Raw genomic sequence first — 14,047 nt, forward strand, 5'->3', positions numbered from 1 at the left:
GGCGATGAGACGGTGGTTCGACCCGGCGGACCTGCGCTCGGTCGGCGAGCCACCGGACTACCGGTTCTCGCTGGCCAACGAGCGGACGTTCCTGGCCTGGCTGCGTACCGGCCTCGCGCTCGTCGGCGGCGGGCTGGCCGCCGCGCAGTTCCTTCCGCCGCTGCCGATGAGCCACCTGCGGGAGGTGATCGCGGTAGCGCTGCTGCTGCTCGGCGGCCTCGTCGCGATCCGCGCGGTGGACCACTGGGCGCGTACCGAACGGGCCATCCGGCTCGGTCAGGAGCTGCCCGCCTCCCGGTTTCCCGCTGTGCTCGCCATCGCCGTCGGCTCCGGCGCGGTGCTGCTGGTGGTCGCCGTGCTGGTCAGGGCGGTCGGCGAAGGGTGAGCGCCGGACGCGATCCGGGGTTGCAGCCGGAACGGACCCGGTTGTCGTGGCGGCGCATGATGCTGGCTTTGACAGTGGTGACCGCGCTGGCCGTACGGCTCGGGTCGACAGGCGGCACCGCCGGCGCGCTGGCCGCCGGGGTCGCCGTGCTGGTCTGGGGAGCCCTGCTCGCGCTGTGCTGGCCCCGGGGCACCGGCACCGGACCGGCACGTACCGGCGGCCGCACGCTGCCCCTCGTCGCACTCGGCACCGTCACGCTCGCGGCGCTGGGCGTGCTGCTCGCGCTTCGCGGACTGTGGTGACGCGACCGGGTGCGCCATGATGGGTGGATGGCCCGGCTCTACGTACTCCTCTTCCTGGCGCAGATCGTCCTCGCCGTCTGCGCCCTGATCAGCTGCCTCTCTGCCGAGGAGGGCCAGATCCGCACCCTCCCCCGGATCGCCTGGGTGCTGATCATCCTGTTCTTCCCGCTCGTCGGATCGATCGCCTGGTTCGTCGCCGGCAGGGAACCCGGCACCCGGGGGACCAGGCCGACCGGCGGTGGCACCGTCGAACGGCCGCGTCGCCCGCTCGCTCCCGACGACGACCCCGAGTTCCTCCGCTCCGTGCAGGAACGCGCCCAGCAGCAGGACCAGGAACTGTTCCGCCGCTGGGAAGAGGATCTGCGCCGGCGCGAGGACGACCTGCGCCGACGCGACGGTGAGCCACCGCGTGAGGGCGACCGGCCCGAGGTGTGAGCGCGCCGCCGCCACCCCACTGGGGGCGACGGCGGCGGGTGCGACTCAGGCCAGGTTCGACGAGCGGGGGTACGCGTCGGTCGGGTCGGTGAGCACGTTCACCAGGTACGGCACACCGGAGTCGAACGCCCGCTGCAACGCCGGCCCCAGGTCGGCGGCCTTCGCGACCGTCTCCCCCGCCCCGCCCAGCGCGCTGACCACCGTGTCGTAGCGCAGCTCCGGCTGGAGGTCGGCGGCCACGTCGTAGCCGTACATGGCCCGCATCGGGTGCTTCTCCAGCCCCCAGATGCCGTTGTTGCCGACCACGATCACCACGGGCAGCTTCTGGCGGACCAGCGACTCGACGTCCATCAGCGAGAAGCCGGCCGCGCCGTCGCCCATCAGCACGCAGATCTGCCGGTCCGGGTGGCTGACCCGGGCGCCCATCGCGTAACCCATCCCGGTGCCCAGGCAGCCGTACGGGCCCGGGTCCAGCCAGGTGCCGGGCTGCGCGGGCTCCAGGTAGCGACCGGCGTACGAGACGAAGTCACCGCCGTCGCCGATGGTGATCGCGTCGCGGGCCAGCACCCGGCGCAGCTCGCCGTAGATACGCGCCGGACGGATCGGGTCGGTCTCGGCGGCCATCTCCTGCGCGTCGCGGGCCTTGGCGGCGTCCTCGGCGGTGCGCAGGTCCGCGATCCAGTCGCTGTGGTCGGCGCGGTCACCGGAGTGGTCGGCAAGCGCGGACAGGATCAGGCGCAGGTCGCCGGCGGGTGCGGCGGCCGGCTGCACGTGCGCGGCGCGCTGGCTGGGCGCGTCGACGATGTGCACCACCTTGGCGTCGCCGAAGTCACCGAAGCTGAGCCGGAAGTCCAGCGGGGTGCCGACCACCACGACCACGTCGGCGCCGGAGAGCGCTGCCCGACGGGCCTTGGCGAAGGAGAGCGGGTGCTCCGGCGGGAGCGAGCCGCGACCCATGCCGTTCGTGAAGACCGGCACCTGCAACGCCTCGGCCGCCTCGCGCAGGGCGGCGACCGCGTCACCTGCGTACACGTCCGAGCCGGCGATGATGACAGGTCGTTGCGCCGCGGCGATCAGCAGAGCGGCGCGGCCGACCTCGTCCGGGTCGGGCACGACCGGGTCGACGCCCGCCACGGCGGGCAGCTCGACCTCGGCGACGGAGAAGACCGTCTCCAGGGGGAAGTCGAGGAACGCCGGGCCGCGGTGCGGGGTGAGCGCGGCGGTGAGCGCTGCGCCCACCGCGCGCGGGATGTCGTCGGTGCTGAAGACCGTCTCGGCGTGCTTGGTGACCGGGGCGACGAGCGGCAGGTGGTCCATCTCCTGGAGGCTGCCCGAGCCCCAGCGGAACGCGGGCGCCCTGCCCCCCAGCACCAGCACCGGGGAGGCGTTGAAGAAGGCGCTTGTCATGCCGGAGATGCCGTTGGTGACGCCGGGGCCGGCGGTGAGCACGGCGAGGCCGGGGCGGCGCTGGAGCTTGGCCACCGCCTCGGCGGCGAAGACCGCGGACTGCTCGTGCCGGACGTCGTAGATCGGGAAGTCGGTCTTGTGCGCGGCGTCGTAGAGGGGGAAGACGTGCCCGCCGGACAGCGTGAACATCTCCCGTACGCCGTGCGCGCGTAGCGCCGCCAGCGCCAACTCTCCGCCGTGACCCTCGATCCGCTCCGTCATTCGCCGCTCCCCTTCGTCCCTCGTGACCGAGGCCCCACGCTACTGGCCGGTAGGAACAATGTGAACAGTTCTCGGCTAATCGTCAGCGGCCGGTGAAGTCCGGCTTGCGCTTCTCCACGAAGGCCGTCATGCCCTCACGCCTGTCGTCGGTGGCGAACAACGCCGCGAAGAGCTGACTCTCCCAGGCCAGGCCCGAGTTCAGGTCCATGTCCAGGCCGCCGTCCACAGCCAGCTTCGCCGCGCGCAGCGCCTGCACCGGACCGGTCAGGTACGGCTTCACGTACGCGACAGCTGCCTCGTAGACCTCGGCGGCCGGTACCACCCGGTCGGCCAGGCCGATCCGCAGCGCCTCCTCGGCGTCGACCATCCGACCCGTCATGATCAGATCCTTGGCGCGGGCCGGGCCGACCAGGCGAGCCAGCCGCTGGGTGCCGCCCGCGCCGGGGATGATGCCGAGCTTGATCTCCGGCTGGCCGAGCTTGGCGTCCTCGGCCACGATCCGCCAGTCGCAGGCAAGCGCCAGCTCGCACCCGCCACCGAGGGCGTACCCGGTGATCGCGGCGACCACCGGCTTGGGGATCCGGGCGATCGCGCCGAGCGCGCTTGACAGGTTCGCGGCCCGGTCGGCCATGTCCACGTAGGACATCTCGGCCATCTGCTTGATGTCCGCGCCGGCGGCGAAGACCTTCTCCCCGCCGTACACGATGACGGCGCGGACCCCGGGGTCGTCGGTGGCCGCCGTGGCGGCGGCGCGCAACTCCTCCTGTACCTGGTTGTTGAGCGCGTTCATCGGCGGCCGCTCCAGCCGGATGGTGCCGATGCCGTCAGTGGTCTCCAGCCGAACGAAGTCGCCCACGCTGCCCTCACTTCCTCGTCGAAGTCGCGTGCCAACCTTACGACCCGGCTCGTTTGGGTAAGTAGTGTGGTGTCAGCCCCGCGGGCGGGAGTCCAGCCATGATCACGTATTACGACGACAGGTCGGTGCAGGTCACCTCCACCGCCGTCCGGGTGGACGGCCGTAGCTACCCACTGGCCGAGATCACCATGGTCTGGCACCGTCGGGGCACCCGCTCGTGGCGGGTGCTCGTCGGCCGGGGCGCGATCGGCGCCGCACTGGCCGGCCCGCTGATCGCCGCGGTACTCGGCATCGCCGTGGCCGTCTGGCTGCACCGCTCCCCCACCGTGACGATCGCTATCGTCGGCGCGTCGGTGCTCGTCGGGCTGGCCGTCGGGCCGGTCGCCGACTTCCTCTTCGAACACCTGGACCGCTCGTACGCCCGGGGCAGCCGTCAACTGGAGATGTGGGCCCGCTGGCGTGGCCAGCCGGTACGGCTGCTGCGCACCGGCGACTCGCTGCGCTTCGGTCAGATCTACCGGGCGGTGCAGCGCGCGGTCGAGCACACCAACCCGGCCCGCCCGACCAGCCGACGCTAGCCGACCAGCCTGCGGGCGTTCTGCGCCGCCGTCGCGGCGGCGGAGGAACGCGCGGGGCGGGTTGCCCGCCGGTGGTTAGGCTTAGTGATGACCCTCTATTACCGGGACGACGCGGTGCAGGTGACCTCCGAGTCGATTCGTTCGGGTGGTCACGTGGTCGCCCTCTCCGACGTGACGTACGTCTGGCACGCGCGCGGTCCGAAGACGCTCGCGGTGCGCGGCCGGGTGCTCGGTCGCGGTGTCCTGGTGCTGCTGCTCTCGCTGCCGCCGCTTGTCGCGCTGATCTGCGTCGTCTCGCTGGTCTGGTCGGCGCAGGAACGCGGCAACTGGAAGGTGACGCTTGTCGTCCTCGCCGCCTTCGCGGTGGGCGCGTTGGCGTCGATCCCGTTCCTGGAGATTCCCCTCGGGTGGCTGGACCGCTCCTACGAACGCGGCAGCCACGTGCACGAACTGTGGGTGCAGCACCACGGCCGGGAGGATCTGCTGCTGCGCACGCCTGACGCGCTGCGGTTCGGCCAGATCTACCGGGCCGTGCAGCGCGCCGTCGAACAGCAGGGCGACCATCGATGACCGGTCAGCTCAACGGCAGGGTGGTGGCGATCGGCCAGCCCACCAGGACGGCGCCGAGCGTGGCCAGCAGCCAGCGCGGGACCGCGTACCGCCGCAGTACCGCCGCCCAGGCGGCGTGCCAGCCGAGCAGGACCACGAACAGCGGGACCACCAGGAGCACGAACCCGGGCGCCAGACCGACGAGCGCCGACCCGGTCAGCACCAGCACGGTGACCGCTACGACCAGCAGGTGCCGACCGGCCCGGCCGGCGGCGACCACCTCGACGCCGAGCAGGAACAGCAGGCAGGAGGCGACCACCAGCGGGAGCAGCCACCAGCGGGCGCCGACCGGCAGCGCCGACGTCAGCCCGAGGTGGATCGGCAGCGCGACGGACAGGACCGCGTACCCGGTCAGGGCAAGGGCGGCGACCGCGGCCCGGGGCCGGGCGGCCACGGCCTGGCCGGATCCCGACGTGGGGGTCGCCCGTCGCCCGCCCGGCAACCACCTGCGCCCGGCAAGCACCAGCAGGCCGGCGACCAGCAGGAATACGGTGACGTAGCCGCCCACTGCGAGTGGAATTCGGGCCGTGGGCAGCACCGCGGCGGCGACCGCGCCGACACCAGCAGCGACGGCAGCCAACCCGAGCAGCGCCGGCACGGCCTCGACGAGGCCCGGCAGGCGGCCCGCTGTCGCGGGCACCGGATCGGCCGGCGGGCCGCCGGTGGGCCTTCGAGGCAGCAGCAGGGCGGCGAGCGGAACCACGCCGACCCCGAACGCGACAAGCAGCAGCGCCGCTCCGGCGAGCCGGACGAGCGGCCGTGGCGCGGCGGTTCCGTCGAGGCTGGGCAGCCAGTTGACGATCTCGTCGTGGGTGCGCGGGGCGAACAGCACCGAGATGTGCTCCACGGCCGGTACCACCACCGCCGGTCGCCGGCCCACCGCCGCACCCCGTTGGACCGCGTCGTCGGCGGCACGCCGAAAACCGGGGAACTCCGCGCCGCCGACGATCAGCAGCAGCCGCGTCGGTCGGCCCGGGGGGAGTTCGCCGGCGTCGGGCAGCGAGATCGCCACCGTTTGGGCGATCTCCGGGTGCCCGGCCGCGTAGCGGGTGACCGCCCCGGCGCCCATCGAGTGCCCGACAAGCGCGATGTGCTCCGGGTCCACGTCCGACCGGGACCGCAGGTACCCGACGGCGACGTCCAGGTCGGCGGCGAGCGTCGTGTCGGAGGCGGCGCTGTCGAGCCGCGCCGGGTTGGCGCCGTGCCCCGCGAAGTCGACGAGCAGCGCGACCGACCCCCGACGGGCGACGCTGTCGGCGATCGGGCGCATCAGGCGGGCCGAGCCGGCGAAACCGTGCGCGACGACCACACCGGGACGCCGTACATCGGGCGTCGGCAGCTCGGCGCGCACCTCGGTCAACGGCACACCGTCGACGGTGAGCTGGCGGACGGTGAGGCCGGCGTCGGCGCGTACCAGAACCAGCGTGCCCAGTGCGGCGGTGACCGCCGCGACCACGGCCAGCAGGACGGCGGCCCGGTTGCTCGGACGACGGTGCGGCGAGGGTGCCGGCATGCCGGCACCCTACCGCCGCGGGCGGCCCCGCAGGTGACGCCGGACGAGCGGTTGCGGCGCGGGCGACGCACACTGGATCCCATGGCGATCCCCCTCCCCACACCGGCCGCGATGGTCGGCCTGACCCGTTCCGCCGTCGACCAGGCGCTCGGCTCGGCGGCCTCGTTCGCCGCCGTGCCCGCCCGCGCGTTCGCGGTGCTGGACGGCGTGGAAGCCCTGCTCACCCGGATCAACGGCGTGGTGGACCGGATCGAGACGACCCTGGACCGGACCGACCGGGTGCTCACCGACGCCGAAGCGGCGGTGCGTGAGGTGGCGGTCATCAGCGCCGCCGCGACCACAGCCATCGACACCGCGACCGGGGTGGCGACGGCAGCCGCCGCCGTGGTCAGCGAGGCCGACCAGGTCGCCCGGCAGGCCGCCACGGTCGTCACCGAGGCCGACGCGGTGGCGGGCAGCGCCGCGAGCACAGTGAGCACCGCGGCGCAGGCGGCGGCCACCGCCACGGAACTGCTGTCGGCGTACGAGCCGGCGCTGCGCCGTGCCGCCCCGATGGCCGGGAGGTTCGTCGAGGAACTGAGCCACGAGGAGATCACCGCGGCGATCCACCTCATCGACGAACTGCCGAAGCTCAAGGAACACCTGACGGCGGACATCCTGCCGATCCTTGCCACCCTGGACCGGGTCGGACCGGACCTGCACGACCTGCTCGACGTCACCCGTGACCTCAAGCTCGCCGTCGCAGGCATCCCCGGCCTGGGCATGCTGCGTCGCCGAGGTGAGCGGCTCGGCGAGGAACCCGTCGGCTGAGCGGAGCGGGGGTCAGCCCCCCGCGTACAGCTCGTCGATCTCGGCGCGCTGCGGCAGCGCCACCGACGCGCCGAGTCGACGGACGCAGGCGGCGCCGGCCGCCGACGCCCAGCGCACCGCGTCGACCAGGTCACGCCCCTCGCCCCAGCCGACGGCGAGCGCGGCGGTGAACGCGTCGCCCGCCGCCGTGGAGTCGACCACGTCCACCTGGAACGCGGGTACGTGCAGGTCGGCGCCGTCCCGGTCGACGTACCAGGCGCCCGCGCCGCCATGGGTGAGCACGGCCCGGGGCACCAGGTCGAGCAGCGCCCGCGGCTCCTCCCGGCCCCGGCCGGTGAGGGCCTGCGCCTCGCCCTCGTTGACGACCAGCAGGTCCACCGCCGCGAGCAGCTCCGGAGGGAGGTCCCGGGCCGGTGCGGCGTTCAGGATGACGCGCGTGCCGGCGGCCCGGGCGGCCGTCGCGGCGGCGGTCACCGTCTGCACCGGGATCTCCAGCTGGGCGACCAGGACGTCGGCCCCGCGTACCGTCGCCAACTCCTCGTCGGTGAGGCCGACCAGCGCGTCGTTCGCGCCGGGGGTGACCACTATGGCGTTCTCCCCCTGGGCGTTGACCATCACGAGGGCGACCCCGGAGGTGCCGTAGGCGACCCGCAGCTGGGCGGTGTCCACGCCGGCCGCGGTGATCCGCGCCCTGAGCGTGACGCCGAACGCGTCGGAGCCGATCGCGCCGAGGAAGGCGCAGGAGGCGCCGGCCCGCGCCGCAGCGATCGCCTGGTTGGCGCCCTTGCCGCCGGGCACCATAACGAAGTCGGTGCCGAGCATCGTCTCGCCCAAACGGGGCAGCGAGGGCGCCATCGCGACCAGGTCCATGTTGGCGCTGCCCACCACGACCACCCGGGTCTGGGACACGTCAGGCCCTCCGCCCGTCAGCTGGCGCGCGCGGTGTAGCGGCCGCCCGACCGCTCGACCACCAGCGGCAGGCCGAAGGTCTTGGAGAGGTTGTCGCCGGTGAGCGTCTCGGCCAGCAGTCCTTGGGCGACGACCGAGCCCTCGCGCAGCAGCAGCGCGTGGGTGAACCCGGGCGGGATCTCCTCCACGTGGTGGGTGACCAGCACCAGGGCCGGGGCGTCCGGGTCGTACGCCAGCTCGGCGAGACGGGCGACCAGGTCCTCGCGGCCACCCAGGTCGAGCCCGGCGGCCGGCTCGTCGAGCAGCAGCAGCTCCGGGTCGGTCATCAGGGCACGGGCGATCTGCACCCGCTTGCGTTCGCCTTCGGAGAGGGTGCCGTAGCGGCGCTCGGCGAGGCCGCCGATGCCGAGCTGACTGAGCAGGGCCCGCGCCCGCGCCTCGTCGCCGCGCTCGTAGTTCTCCCGCCAGCGGCCGACCACCGACCAGGCGGCCGTCACGACCACGTCGCTGACCTGCTCGTCGGCGGGCAGCCGCTCGGCGAGGGCGGCGGTGGAGAGCCCGATCCGGGTACGCAGCTCGTTGATGTCGGTGCGGCCGATCCGCTCACCGAGCACGTGCGAGACACCTGTGGTGGGGTGCAGCCGGCCGGCGGCGAGGTTGAGCAGCGTCGTCTTGCCGGCTCCGTTGGGCCCGAGGACGACCCAGCGCTCGTCCAACTCCACCCGCCAGGTCAGGTCCTGCAACAGCGCGGTGCCGGACCTGCGTACGCCGACGCCGTCGAGGCTGACCACCAGATCCGGGTCGACGGTAGCGGCGCCGGAGGTGGTGTCGGCAGCGCCGGGGATCAGGTCACCAGTCACCACTCCATCCAACCACGCACCGTCGCGGCGCCCCCCACGGGCGGCGCCTCGGCCATAGGGTGGGGCACCGTGTCGTTGATCACCAAACCCGGAGGACGACCCATGCTCGGTCGGGGTACGGAGCCGCGCGGATGAGCGCGGTCATCGAGATCGAGGGCCTGCGGAAGAGCTTCCGCAGCCTGCGCGGCGGCAAACGGGTGGCGGTCGACGGGTTCGACCTGCTGGTCGAGGAGGGTCAGATCCACGGCTTCCTGGGGCCGAACGGCTCGGGCAAGACCACCACCCTGCGCGCCCTGCTCGGGCTGGTCCGGGCCGACGGCGGGCGGATGAGCGTGCTCGGCGAGCCGTCGCCGGAGTTGCTGCCCCGGGTGGCGGCCCAGGTCGGCGCCATCGTGGAGAGCCCGCAGTTCTTCGGCAACTTCACCGGGTACCGCACGTTGCGGCTGCTGGCCCGCGCCGGTGGGGTACCGGTGTCGCGGGTGGACGAGGCGCTGGATCTGGTGGGTCTGCGCGACCGGGGTGACGAGCGGGTGAAGGGTTACTCGCTGGGCATGAAGCAACGCCTGGCTGTGGCGTCGGCGTTGTTGAAGGATCCTCGGCTGCTCATCCTGGACGAGCCGGCGAACGGTCTGGACCCGGCAGGCATCCGGGAGATGCGGGACCTGATGCGGTCGCTGGCGGCGTCCGGGGTGACAGTGCTGGTGTCCAGCCACATCCTGGGTGAGATCCAGCTGATCTGCGACCACGTCACGATCATCTCGCGGGGGCGGCGGGTGGCGACGGGCCGCGTGGACGAGGTGCTGGCCGGCCATGACCGGCACGAGTTCCTGGTCCGGGTGGCCGAGCCGGAGCGCGCCGTCGAGCTGCTGCGGGCGGCCGGGCTGGTGGTGGCCGTCGACGCGGAGGCGCTTGTGGTGGGCGGGGTGGCCGACTCGACGGTCATCAGCCGGGTGCTCGGCGAGCAGGGGCTGTGGGTGGGTGAGTTGACGCCGTTGCGGCCGGATCTGGAGAGCGTCTTCCTGGAGCTGACCGGGGCGGGCGAGCATCCGTCGGTGCCCCGCCAGGTCGACCATGCGACGCCCCTGCCGGGCGACGAGGGCGACCTGATCGATCTCGACGTACGGGGGGTGGACGCGTGAACCTGGTCCGGGCCGAGGTGGAGCGGCTGTCCGCGCGCCGTTTCGTGCAGTTGATGGTCGTCCTGCTGGTGCTGGCGTTCGGTGTCACCGCGGCGACCACGCTCGCCGGCTCGCACAAGCCCAGCGCCGACGAGGTGACCTCGGCGCGGGCGAAGGCGGTCGAGGCTCGCCGGGACATGGAGATCACCCACCAGGCGTGCCTGGACCGGCAGAACGGCCTGACTCCGGTGGACGAGAGCGGCGACTGGTATCCCGCGGACTGCTCGGAACTGGATCCGCTGCGGTCCGAACGGCTGCCGGTCGCTGCCGACTTCCTGCCGGGCGTCTTCAGTTTCGCCAAAGAGGCCCAGTCGCTGTTGTACTTCCTGATCGCGTTCCTCGTGTTGTTCGGGTTCCTGGTCGGCGCCTCCTACATCGGCGCGGATCTGAACTCCGGCGGTGTGGTGAACCTGCTGCTGTGGCGTCCGCGTCGGTTGACGGTGCTCGGCGCGAAGCTGGGCACCCTGCTCGGCGGGGTGCTTGTGGTGTCGGTGGTGGCGTCGTTGTTCTATCTCGCGACGTTCTGGGTGATCGGGCAGACCGCCGGTTTGGCGGGCCGGTTGAGCGGTGACTTCTGGCGTTCCCTGGGCGCGGTGCACGGGCGGGGCCTGGTGCTTGTGCTGCTGGCCACCGCATTGGGCTTCGCCATCGCGGCGCTGGGTCGGCACACCTCGGCGGCGCTCGGCGCGGTCGCCGCGTACGCGGTGGTGTGGGAGCTGGGCGGCCGTCTGGTGTTGGAGATCGTGGACGCCCGGCGGCCGGATCTGCTGATGCTCTCCAGTCACATCGGGGCGTGGCTCACCGGTGAGGCCCAGTTCTGGGACTCCCAGCTCTGCGCCGGCAGCCGGCCGGGGGTCACCTGCGACAGCTTCTACAGCCTGACCTGGGGGCCCGCGCTGCTGGTCCTGCTCCTGATCACCGGTGGGTTGACGGCGGCGGCGTTCGCCGTGTTCCGTCGTCGCGATCTGATCTGATCGCCGGCCCGTCGGGCGGCCCCGGGCTGCCCGACGGGCCCCGCACAGGCTCGGCAAGAGGTTGCAACCCGCCGTCGAGCGGTGAAATATTTCTTCACATGACCGCCCCAGCGCGCTCAGCCGACGGTGGAGCCGAACACCTCGTCGCGGACGGCGTCGAGCGCGGTGCGCAGCGCGCCGTGCAGGATCGGTTCCTCGGTCAGCCCGGTGGGCACCACCCGAGGCTGGACCAGCGTGATCGCGGCGACCTCCTGCTGCACCCGCTCGGCGAGCGCCGCCCCGCCGGCCTGGCCGACCTCACCCGCGAGCACCACGAGCGGCGGATCGAGCACCACGCAGGTGCTTGCCACACCGAGCGCGAGCCGGCGGGCCAGCTCGTCGAGCATCGCGCCACCGTCGGCGTCGGCGACGGCGGCGCGGACGGCATCGGCGGCGTCGACGTCCGGGTACCCGTGTTCGCGGGCCACCGCCCGCACCGAGTCTCCGCCGACCAGCTGCTGGAAGGCCGGCTTGGCGCGGCGGGAGACGTCGCGGGGAATGGGCGCGCCGGGCACCGGCAGGTAGCCGATCTCTCCGGCCGCGCCGCTGCTGCCGTGGTGCAGCCGCCCACCCAGCATGATCGCCAGACCGACGCCGGCGCCCACCCAGACCAGCACGAAGTCCGAGAGCCCCTGCGCGGCGCCGGACTGTGCCTCGGCGACCGCGGCCAGGTTGACGTCGTTCTCGAACACCACAGGGGTGTGCAGGTCGTCCCGCAGTGCGGCGAGCAGACCGCTGTGCCAACGCGGCAGGTTGAAGGCGAAAGTGATGTCGCCGGTGCCGGGGTCTACCAGACCCGGCGTGCCGAGGACGATCCGCCGTACGCTGCTCAGCTGCGCCTGGGCGCTGCTCGCGGCCTGCACCACGGCGTTGTGCACCACGCCCACCGGGTCGTCGGTGTCCCGGGTGGACTGCTCCACCCGGCCGATCACGGCGCCGGTGATGTCGGCGCAGGCGGCCACCACCCGGTCCGGGCCGACGTCCACCCCTACCACGTGGGCGCTGGACGGGCGCACGGCGTAGAGCTGCGCGTTCGGCCCCCGCCCGCCGGCCTGCTCGCCGACCCGGCTGACCAGACCGCGCTCCTCCAGCCGCTCGACCAACTGGGAGGCGGTGACCTTGGACAGCCCGGTCAGCTCCCCGAGCCGGGCGCGGGTCAGCGGGCCCCGCTCCAGGAGCAGTTCCAGTGCCGCTCGGTCGTTGAGCGCCCGCAACAGACGGGGGGTACCGGGCAGCCGGGTCGCACTCATGCCACGTCCTCTAGTTTTAGTAAACTTTGCTAACTGTAAACCGACCTGCGAACGGGTAGCCGTAGCGTAACGGCCACCCGCGGGCGGAGCGCTCGGCCGACCCGGCAGGGCGTAGACCACCGCCGGTACGAGGTTGCGACCCGCCGGCACCGAAGGAGGACGATCACGTGGGGCTGGATCCAGGACTACGTCGGCTCGCGCTGGGCACCCTGCTCGCCGCGTACCCGGGGCCGGTCCCGCCGGACTGGGCGGTCGACCTGCTGGCCGACGGGCTGGCCGGGCACACCCTGTTCGGCACGAACGTGCACGACCCGGCCCAGGTGGCGGCCAGTACTGCAGCGCTGCGCTCCGGCCGCCCGGACGCGCTGATCGCCATCGACGAGGAGGGCGGCGACGTCACCCGGCTGGCGCACGCCACCGGCAGCCCGTACCCCGGCAACGCCGCCCTCGGCGCGATCGGCGACGTGGCGCTCACCCGTCGCGTCTACCAGGCCATCGGCGCGGAACTGGCCGCGCTCGGCATCACCGTCAACCTCGCCCCCACTGTGGACGTGAACACCGCCGACGACAACCCGGTGATCGGCACCCGGTCGTTCGGCGCCGACCCGGTGCGGGTGGCCGCCCACTCGGCCGCCGCCGTGGCCGGCCTCCAGGCCGCCGGGGTGGCCGCCTGCGCCAAGCACTTCCCCGGTCACGGCGCGACAGTCACCGACTCGCACCACGAGCTTCCCACCGTGGACGTCCCGCCGGGCCTGCTGCGGCAGCGGGACCTGCCCCCGTTCGCCGCGGTGATCGCCGCCGGGGCGCGCGCCGTGATGACCGCGCACATCCGGGTGCCGGCGCTGACCGGCGACGGGCCGGCGACCTTCAGCAGGGCCGTGCTTGTCGACCTGCTGCGCACCGAGTACGGCTTCACCGGCACCGTCGTCACCGACGCGCTGGAGATGAAGGGCGCGGCGGTGGCGGCCGGTGGGGTCGGGCCGGCCGCGGTGCGGGCCCTGGCCGCCGGCGCCGACCTGCTCTGCATCGGCGCGACTGTCGACGCGGACCTCGTCGAGCGGGTGGCCGCCGAGATCGTCGACGCGCTCGGCGACGGCCGGTTGGCGACCGCCCGGGTCGAGGAGGCGGCCGGCCGCGCCGCCGCGCTCGCCGCCTGGACCCGGAGCGCGGGCGCCGCGCCGCTCACCGTCGACACCAATCTGGGGTACGCGGCGGCACGCCGTGCGGTGCAGGTGGACGGAGTCCTCACCGGCCTGGGCCGCCCTCTCGTGGTGCAACTGCACACCGAGTCCACAATCGCCGAGGGGCGGGTGCCGTGGGGTCTCGGCCCACACCTGGACGGGATCGAGGAGATCCGGGTGGTGGCGGCCGAGACGGATCCGGCGACGCTGCGGGGGCTGGCCGGTGACCGGCCGATCGTGCTTGTCGGTCGTCACCTGCACCGCCTGCCCGGGGGGCCGGAGCTGATCTCCGGCCTGGCCGCCGGGCATCCGGTGACCGTTGTGGAGATGGGCTGGCCGGCACAGTGGCGTCCGGACGGCGTCCGCGCGTTCGTCACCACGTACGGCGCGAGCCACGCCAACGGGCGGGCGGCGGCCGAGGCGTTGGGGCTCGCCGGCTGAGCCGTCCACCGTCCGGACACTCTTGAACATGTTCAAGAACTCACCTACGCTGATGGCGT

The 14,047-nt window shown here is 73.3% G+C and carries 15 protein-coding genes; 9 read left to right on the top strand and 6 right to left on the bottom strand.

Annotated features, from left to right (window positions below):
• The first annotated feature begins 4 nt into the window (after window positions 1-4).
• Genes ACZ6N8_RS00875 through ACZ6N8_RS00885 form a run of 3 tightly spaced genes read left to right on the top strand, consistent with a single transcriptional unit; the run spans window position 5 to window position 1,122 of the window.
• Window positions 5-385, top strand: a complete 381-nt coding sequence (locus ACZ6N8_RS00875; RefSeq protein ID WP_425280156.1) for a YidH family protein — start codon at window positions 5-7, stop codon at window positions 383-385.
• Window positions 382-687 (top strand): DUF202 domain-containing protein, encoded by a 306-nt coding sequence (locus tag ACZ6N8_RS00880; protein WP_364367136.1) that lies wholly within the window; start codon window positions 382-384, stop codon window positions 685-687. The genes ACZ6N8_RS00875 and ACZ6N8_RS00880 overlap by 4 nt, the downstream gene beginning before the upstream one ends.
• Before the next feature lie 27 nt (window positions 688-714).
• Window positions 715-1,122: a PLD nuclease N-terminal domain-containing protein gene (locus ACZ6N8_RS00885; RefSeq protein WP_466006729.1), complete on the top strand. Its 408-nt coding sequence runs from the start codon at window positions 715-717 to the stop codon at window positions 1,120-1,122.
• 45 nt (window positions 1,123-1,167) lie between these two features.
• Here the strand turns inward: ACZ6N8_RS00885 and ACZ6N8_RS00890 are convergent, their stop codons facing one another.
• Together ACZ6N8_RS00890 and ACZ6N8_RS00895 are read right to left on the bottom strand one after the other, a co-directional pair.
• Window positions 1,168-2,790 (bottom strand): acetolactate synthase, encoded by a 1,623-nt coding sequence (locus ACZ6N8_RS00890; RefSeq protein WP_466006730.1) that lies wholly within the window; start codon window positions 2,788-2,790, stop codon window positions 1,168-1,170.
• 82 nt (window positions 2,791-2,872) lie between these two features.
• Window positions 2,873-3,646, bottom strand: a complete 774-nt coding sequence (locus tag ACZ6N8_RS00895) for an enoyl-CoA hydratase-related protein (protein WP_466006731.1) — start codon at window positions 3,644-3,646, stop codon at window positions 2,873-2,875.
• A gap of 98 nt (window positions 3,647-3,744) precedes the next feature.
• On the opposite strand from ACZ6N8_RS00895, the gene ACZ6N8_RS00900 reads away from it, so the two are divergent.
• A complete protein-coding gene (locus ACZ6N8_RS00900; protein ID WP_364367147.1) occupies window positions 3,745-4,224 on the top strand; it encodes a DUF6232 family protein in 480 nt (159 codons plus the stop codon).
• An 87-nt stretch (window positions 4,225-4,311) separates the two neighbouring features.
• A complete protein-coding gene (locus ACZ6N8_RS00905) occupies window positions 4,312-4,794 on the top strand; it encodes a DUF6232 family protein (protein ID WP_466006732.1) in 483 nt (160 codons plus the stop codon).
• A gap of 4 nt (window positions 4,795-4,798) precedes the next feature.
• On the opposite strand, the gene ACZ6N8_RS00910 is transcribed toward ACZ6N8_RS00905, so the two are convergent.
• Complete coding sequence (locus tag ACZ6N8_RS00910) at window positions 4,799-6,346, bottom strand: dienelactone hydrolase family protein (protein ID WP_466006733.1); 1,548 nt, start codon at window positions 6,344-6,346, stop codon at window positions 4,799-4,801.
• Between the two features lie 81 nt (window positions 6,347-6,427).
• Between ACZ6N8_RS00910 and ACZ6N8_RS00915 the strand changes: the two genes are divergently transcribed.
• A complete protein-coding gene (locus tag ACZ6N8_RS00915) occupies window positions 6,428-7,156 on the top strand; it encodes a hypothetical protein (RefSeq protein WP_466006734.1) in 729 nt (242 codons plus the stop codon).
• 12 nt (window positions 7,157-7,168) lie between these two features.
• On the opposite strand, the gene ACZ6N8_RS00920 is transcribed toward ACZ6N8_RS00915, so the two are convergent.
• Window positions 7,169-8,065 carry a ribokinase gene (locus ACZ6N8_RS00920; RefSeq protein WP_466006735.1) on the bottom strand — a complete coding sequence of 299 codons (897 nt, stop codon included), beginning with the start codon at window positions 8,063-8,065 and terminating at the stop codon, window positions 7,169-7,171.
• 17 nt (window positions 8,066-8,082) lie between these two features.
• Window positions 8,083-8,925 (bottom strand): ABC transporter ATP-binding protein, encoded by an 843-nt coding sequence (locus tag ACZ6N8_RS00925; protein WP_466006736.1) that lies wholly within the window; start codon window positions 8,923-8,925, stop codon window positions 8,083-8,085.
• A 131-nt stretch (window positions 8,926-9,056) separates the two neighbouring features.
• On the opposite strand from ACZ6N8_RS00925, the gene ACZ6N8_RS00930 reads away from it, so the two are divergent.
• A complete protein-coding gene (locus ACZ6N8_RS00930; protein WP_466006737.1) occupies window positions 9,057-10,064 on the top strand; it encodes an ABC transporter ATP-binding protein in 1,008 nt (335 codons plus the stop codon).
• Complete coding sequence (locus ACZ6N8_RS00935; RefSeq protein ID WP_466006738.1) at window positions 10,061-11,077, top strand: ABC transporter permease subunit; 1,017 nt, start codon at window positions 10,061-10,063, stop codon at window positions 11,075-11,077. The genes ACZ6N8_RS00930 and ACZ6N8_RS00935 overlap by 4 nt, the downstream gene beginning before the upstream one ends.
• A gap of 116 nt (window positions 11,078-11,193) precedes the next feature.
• Here ACZ6N8_RS00935 and ACZ6N8_RS00940 read toward each other — a convergent pair whose 3' ends face one another.
• On the bottom strand, window positions 11,194-12,366 hold the full coding sequence (locus ACZ6N8_RS00940; protein ID WP_466006739.1) for an ROK family transcriptional regulator: 1,173 nt from the start codon (window positions 12,364-12,366) through the stop codon (window positions 11,194-11,196).
• A 167-nt stretch (window positions 12,367-12,533) separates the two neighbouring features.
• Here ACZ6N8_RS00940 and ACZ6N8_RS00945 point away from each other — a divergent pair, with 167 nt between their 5' ends.
• Entirely contained in the window at window positions 12,534-13,988 is a 1,455-nt protein-coding gene (locus tag ACZ6N8_RS00945; RefSeq protein WP_466006740.1) for a glycoside hydrolase family 3 N-terminal domain-containing protein, read from the top strand.
• Window positions 13,989-14,047: the final 59 nt, after the last annotated feature.

Source organism: Micromonospora sp. NPDC047521 (assembly GCF_055587305.1).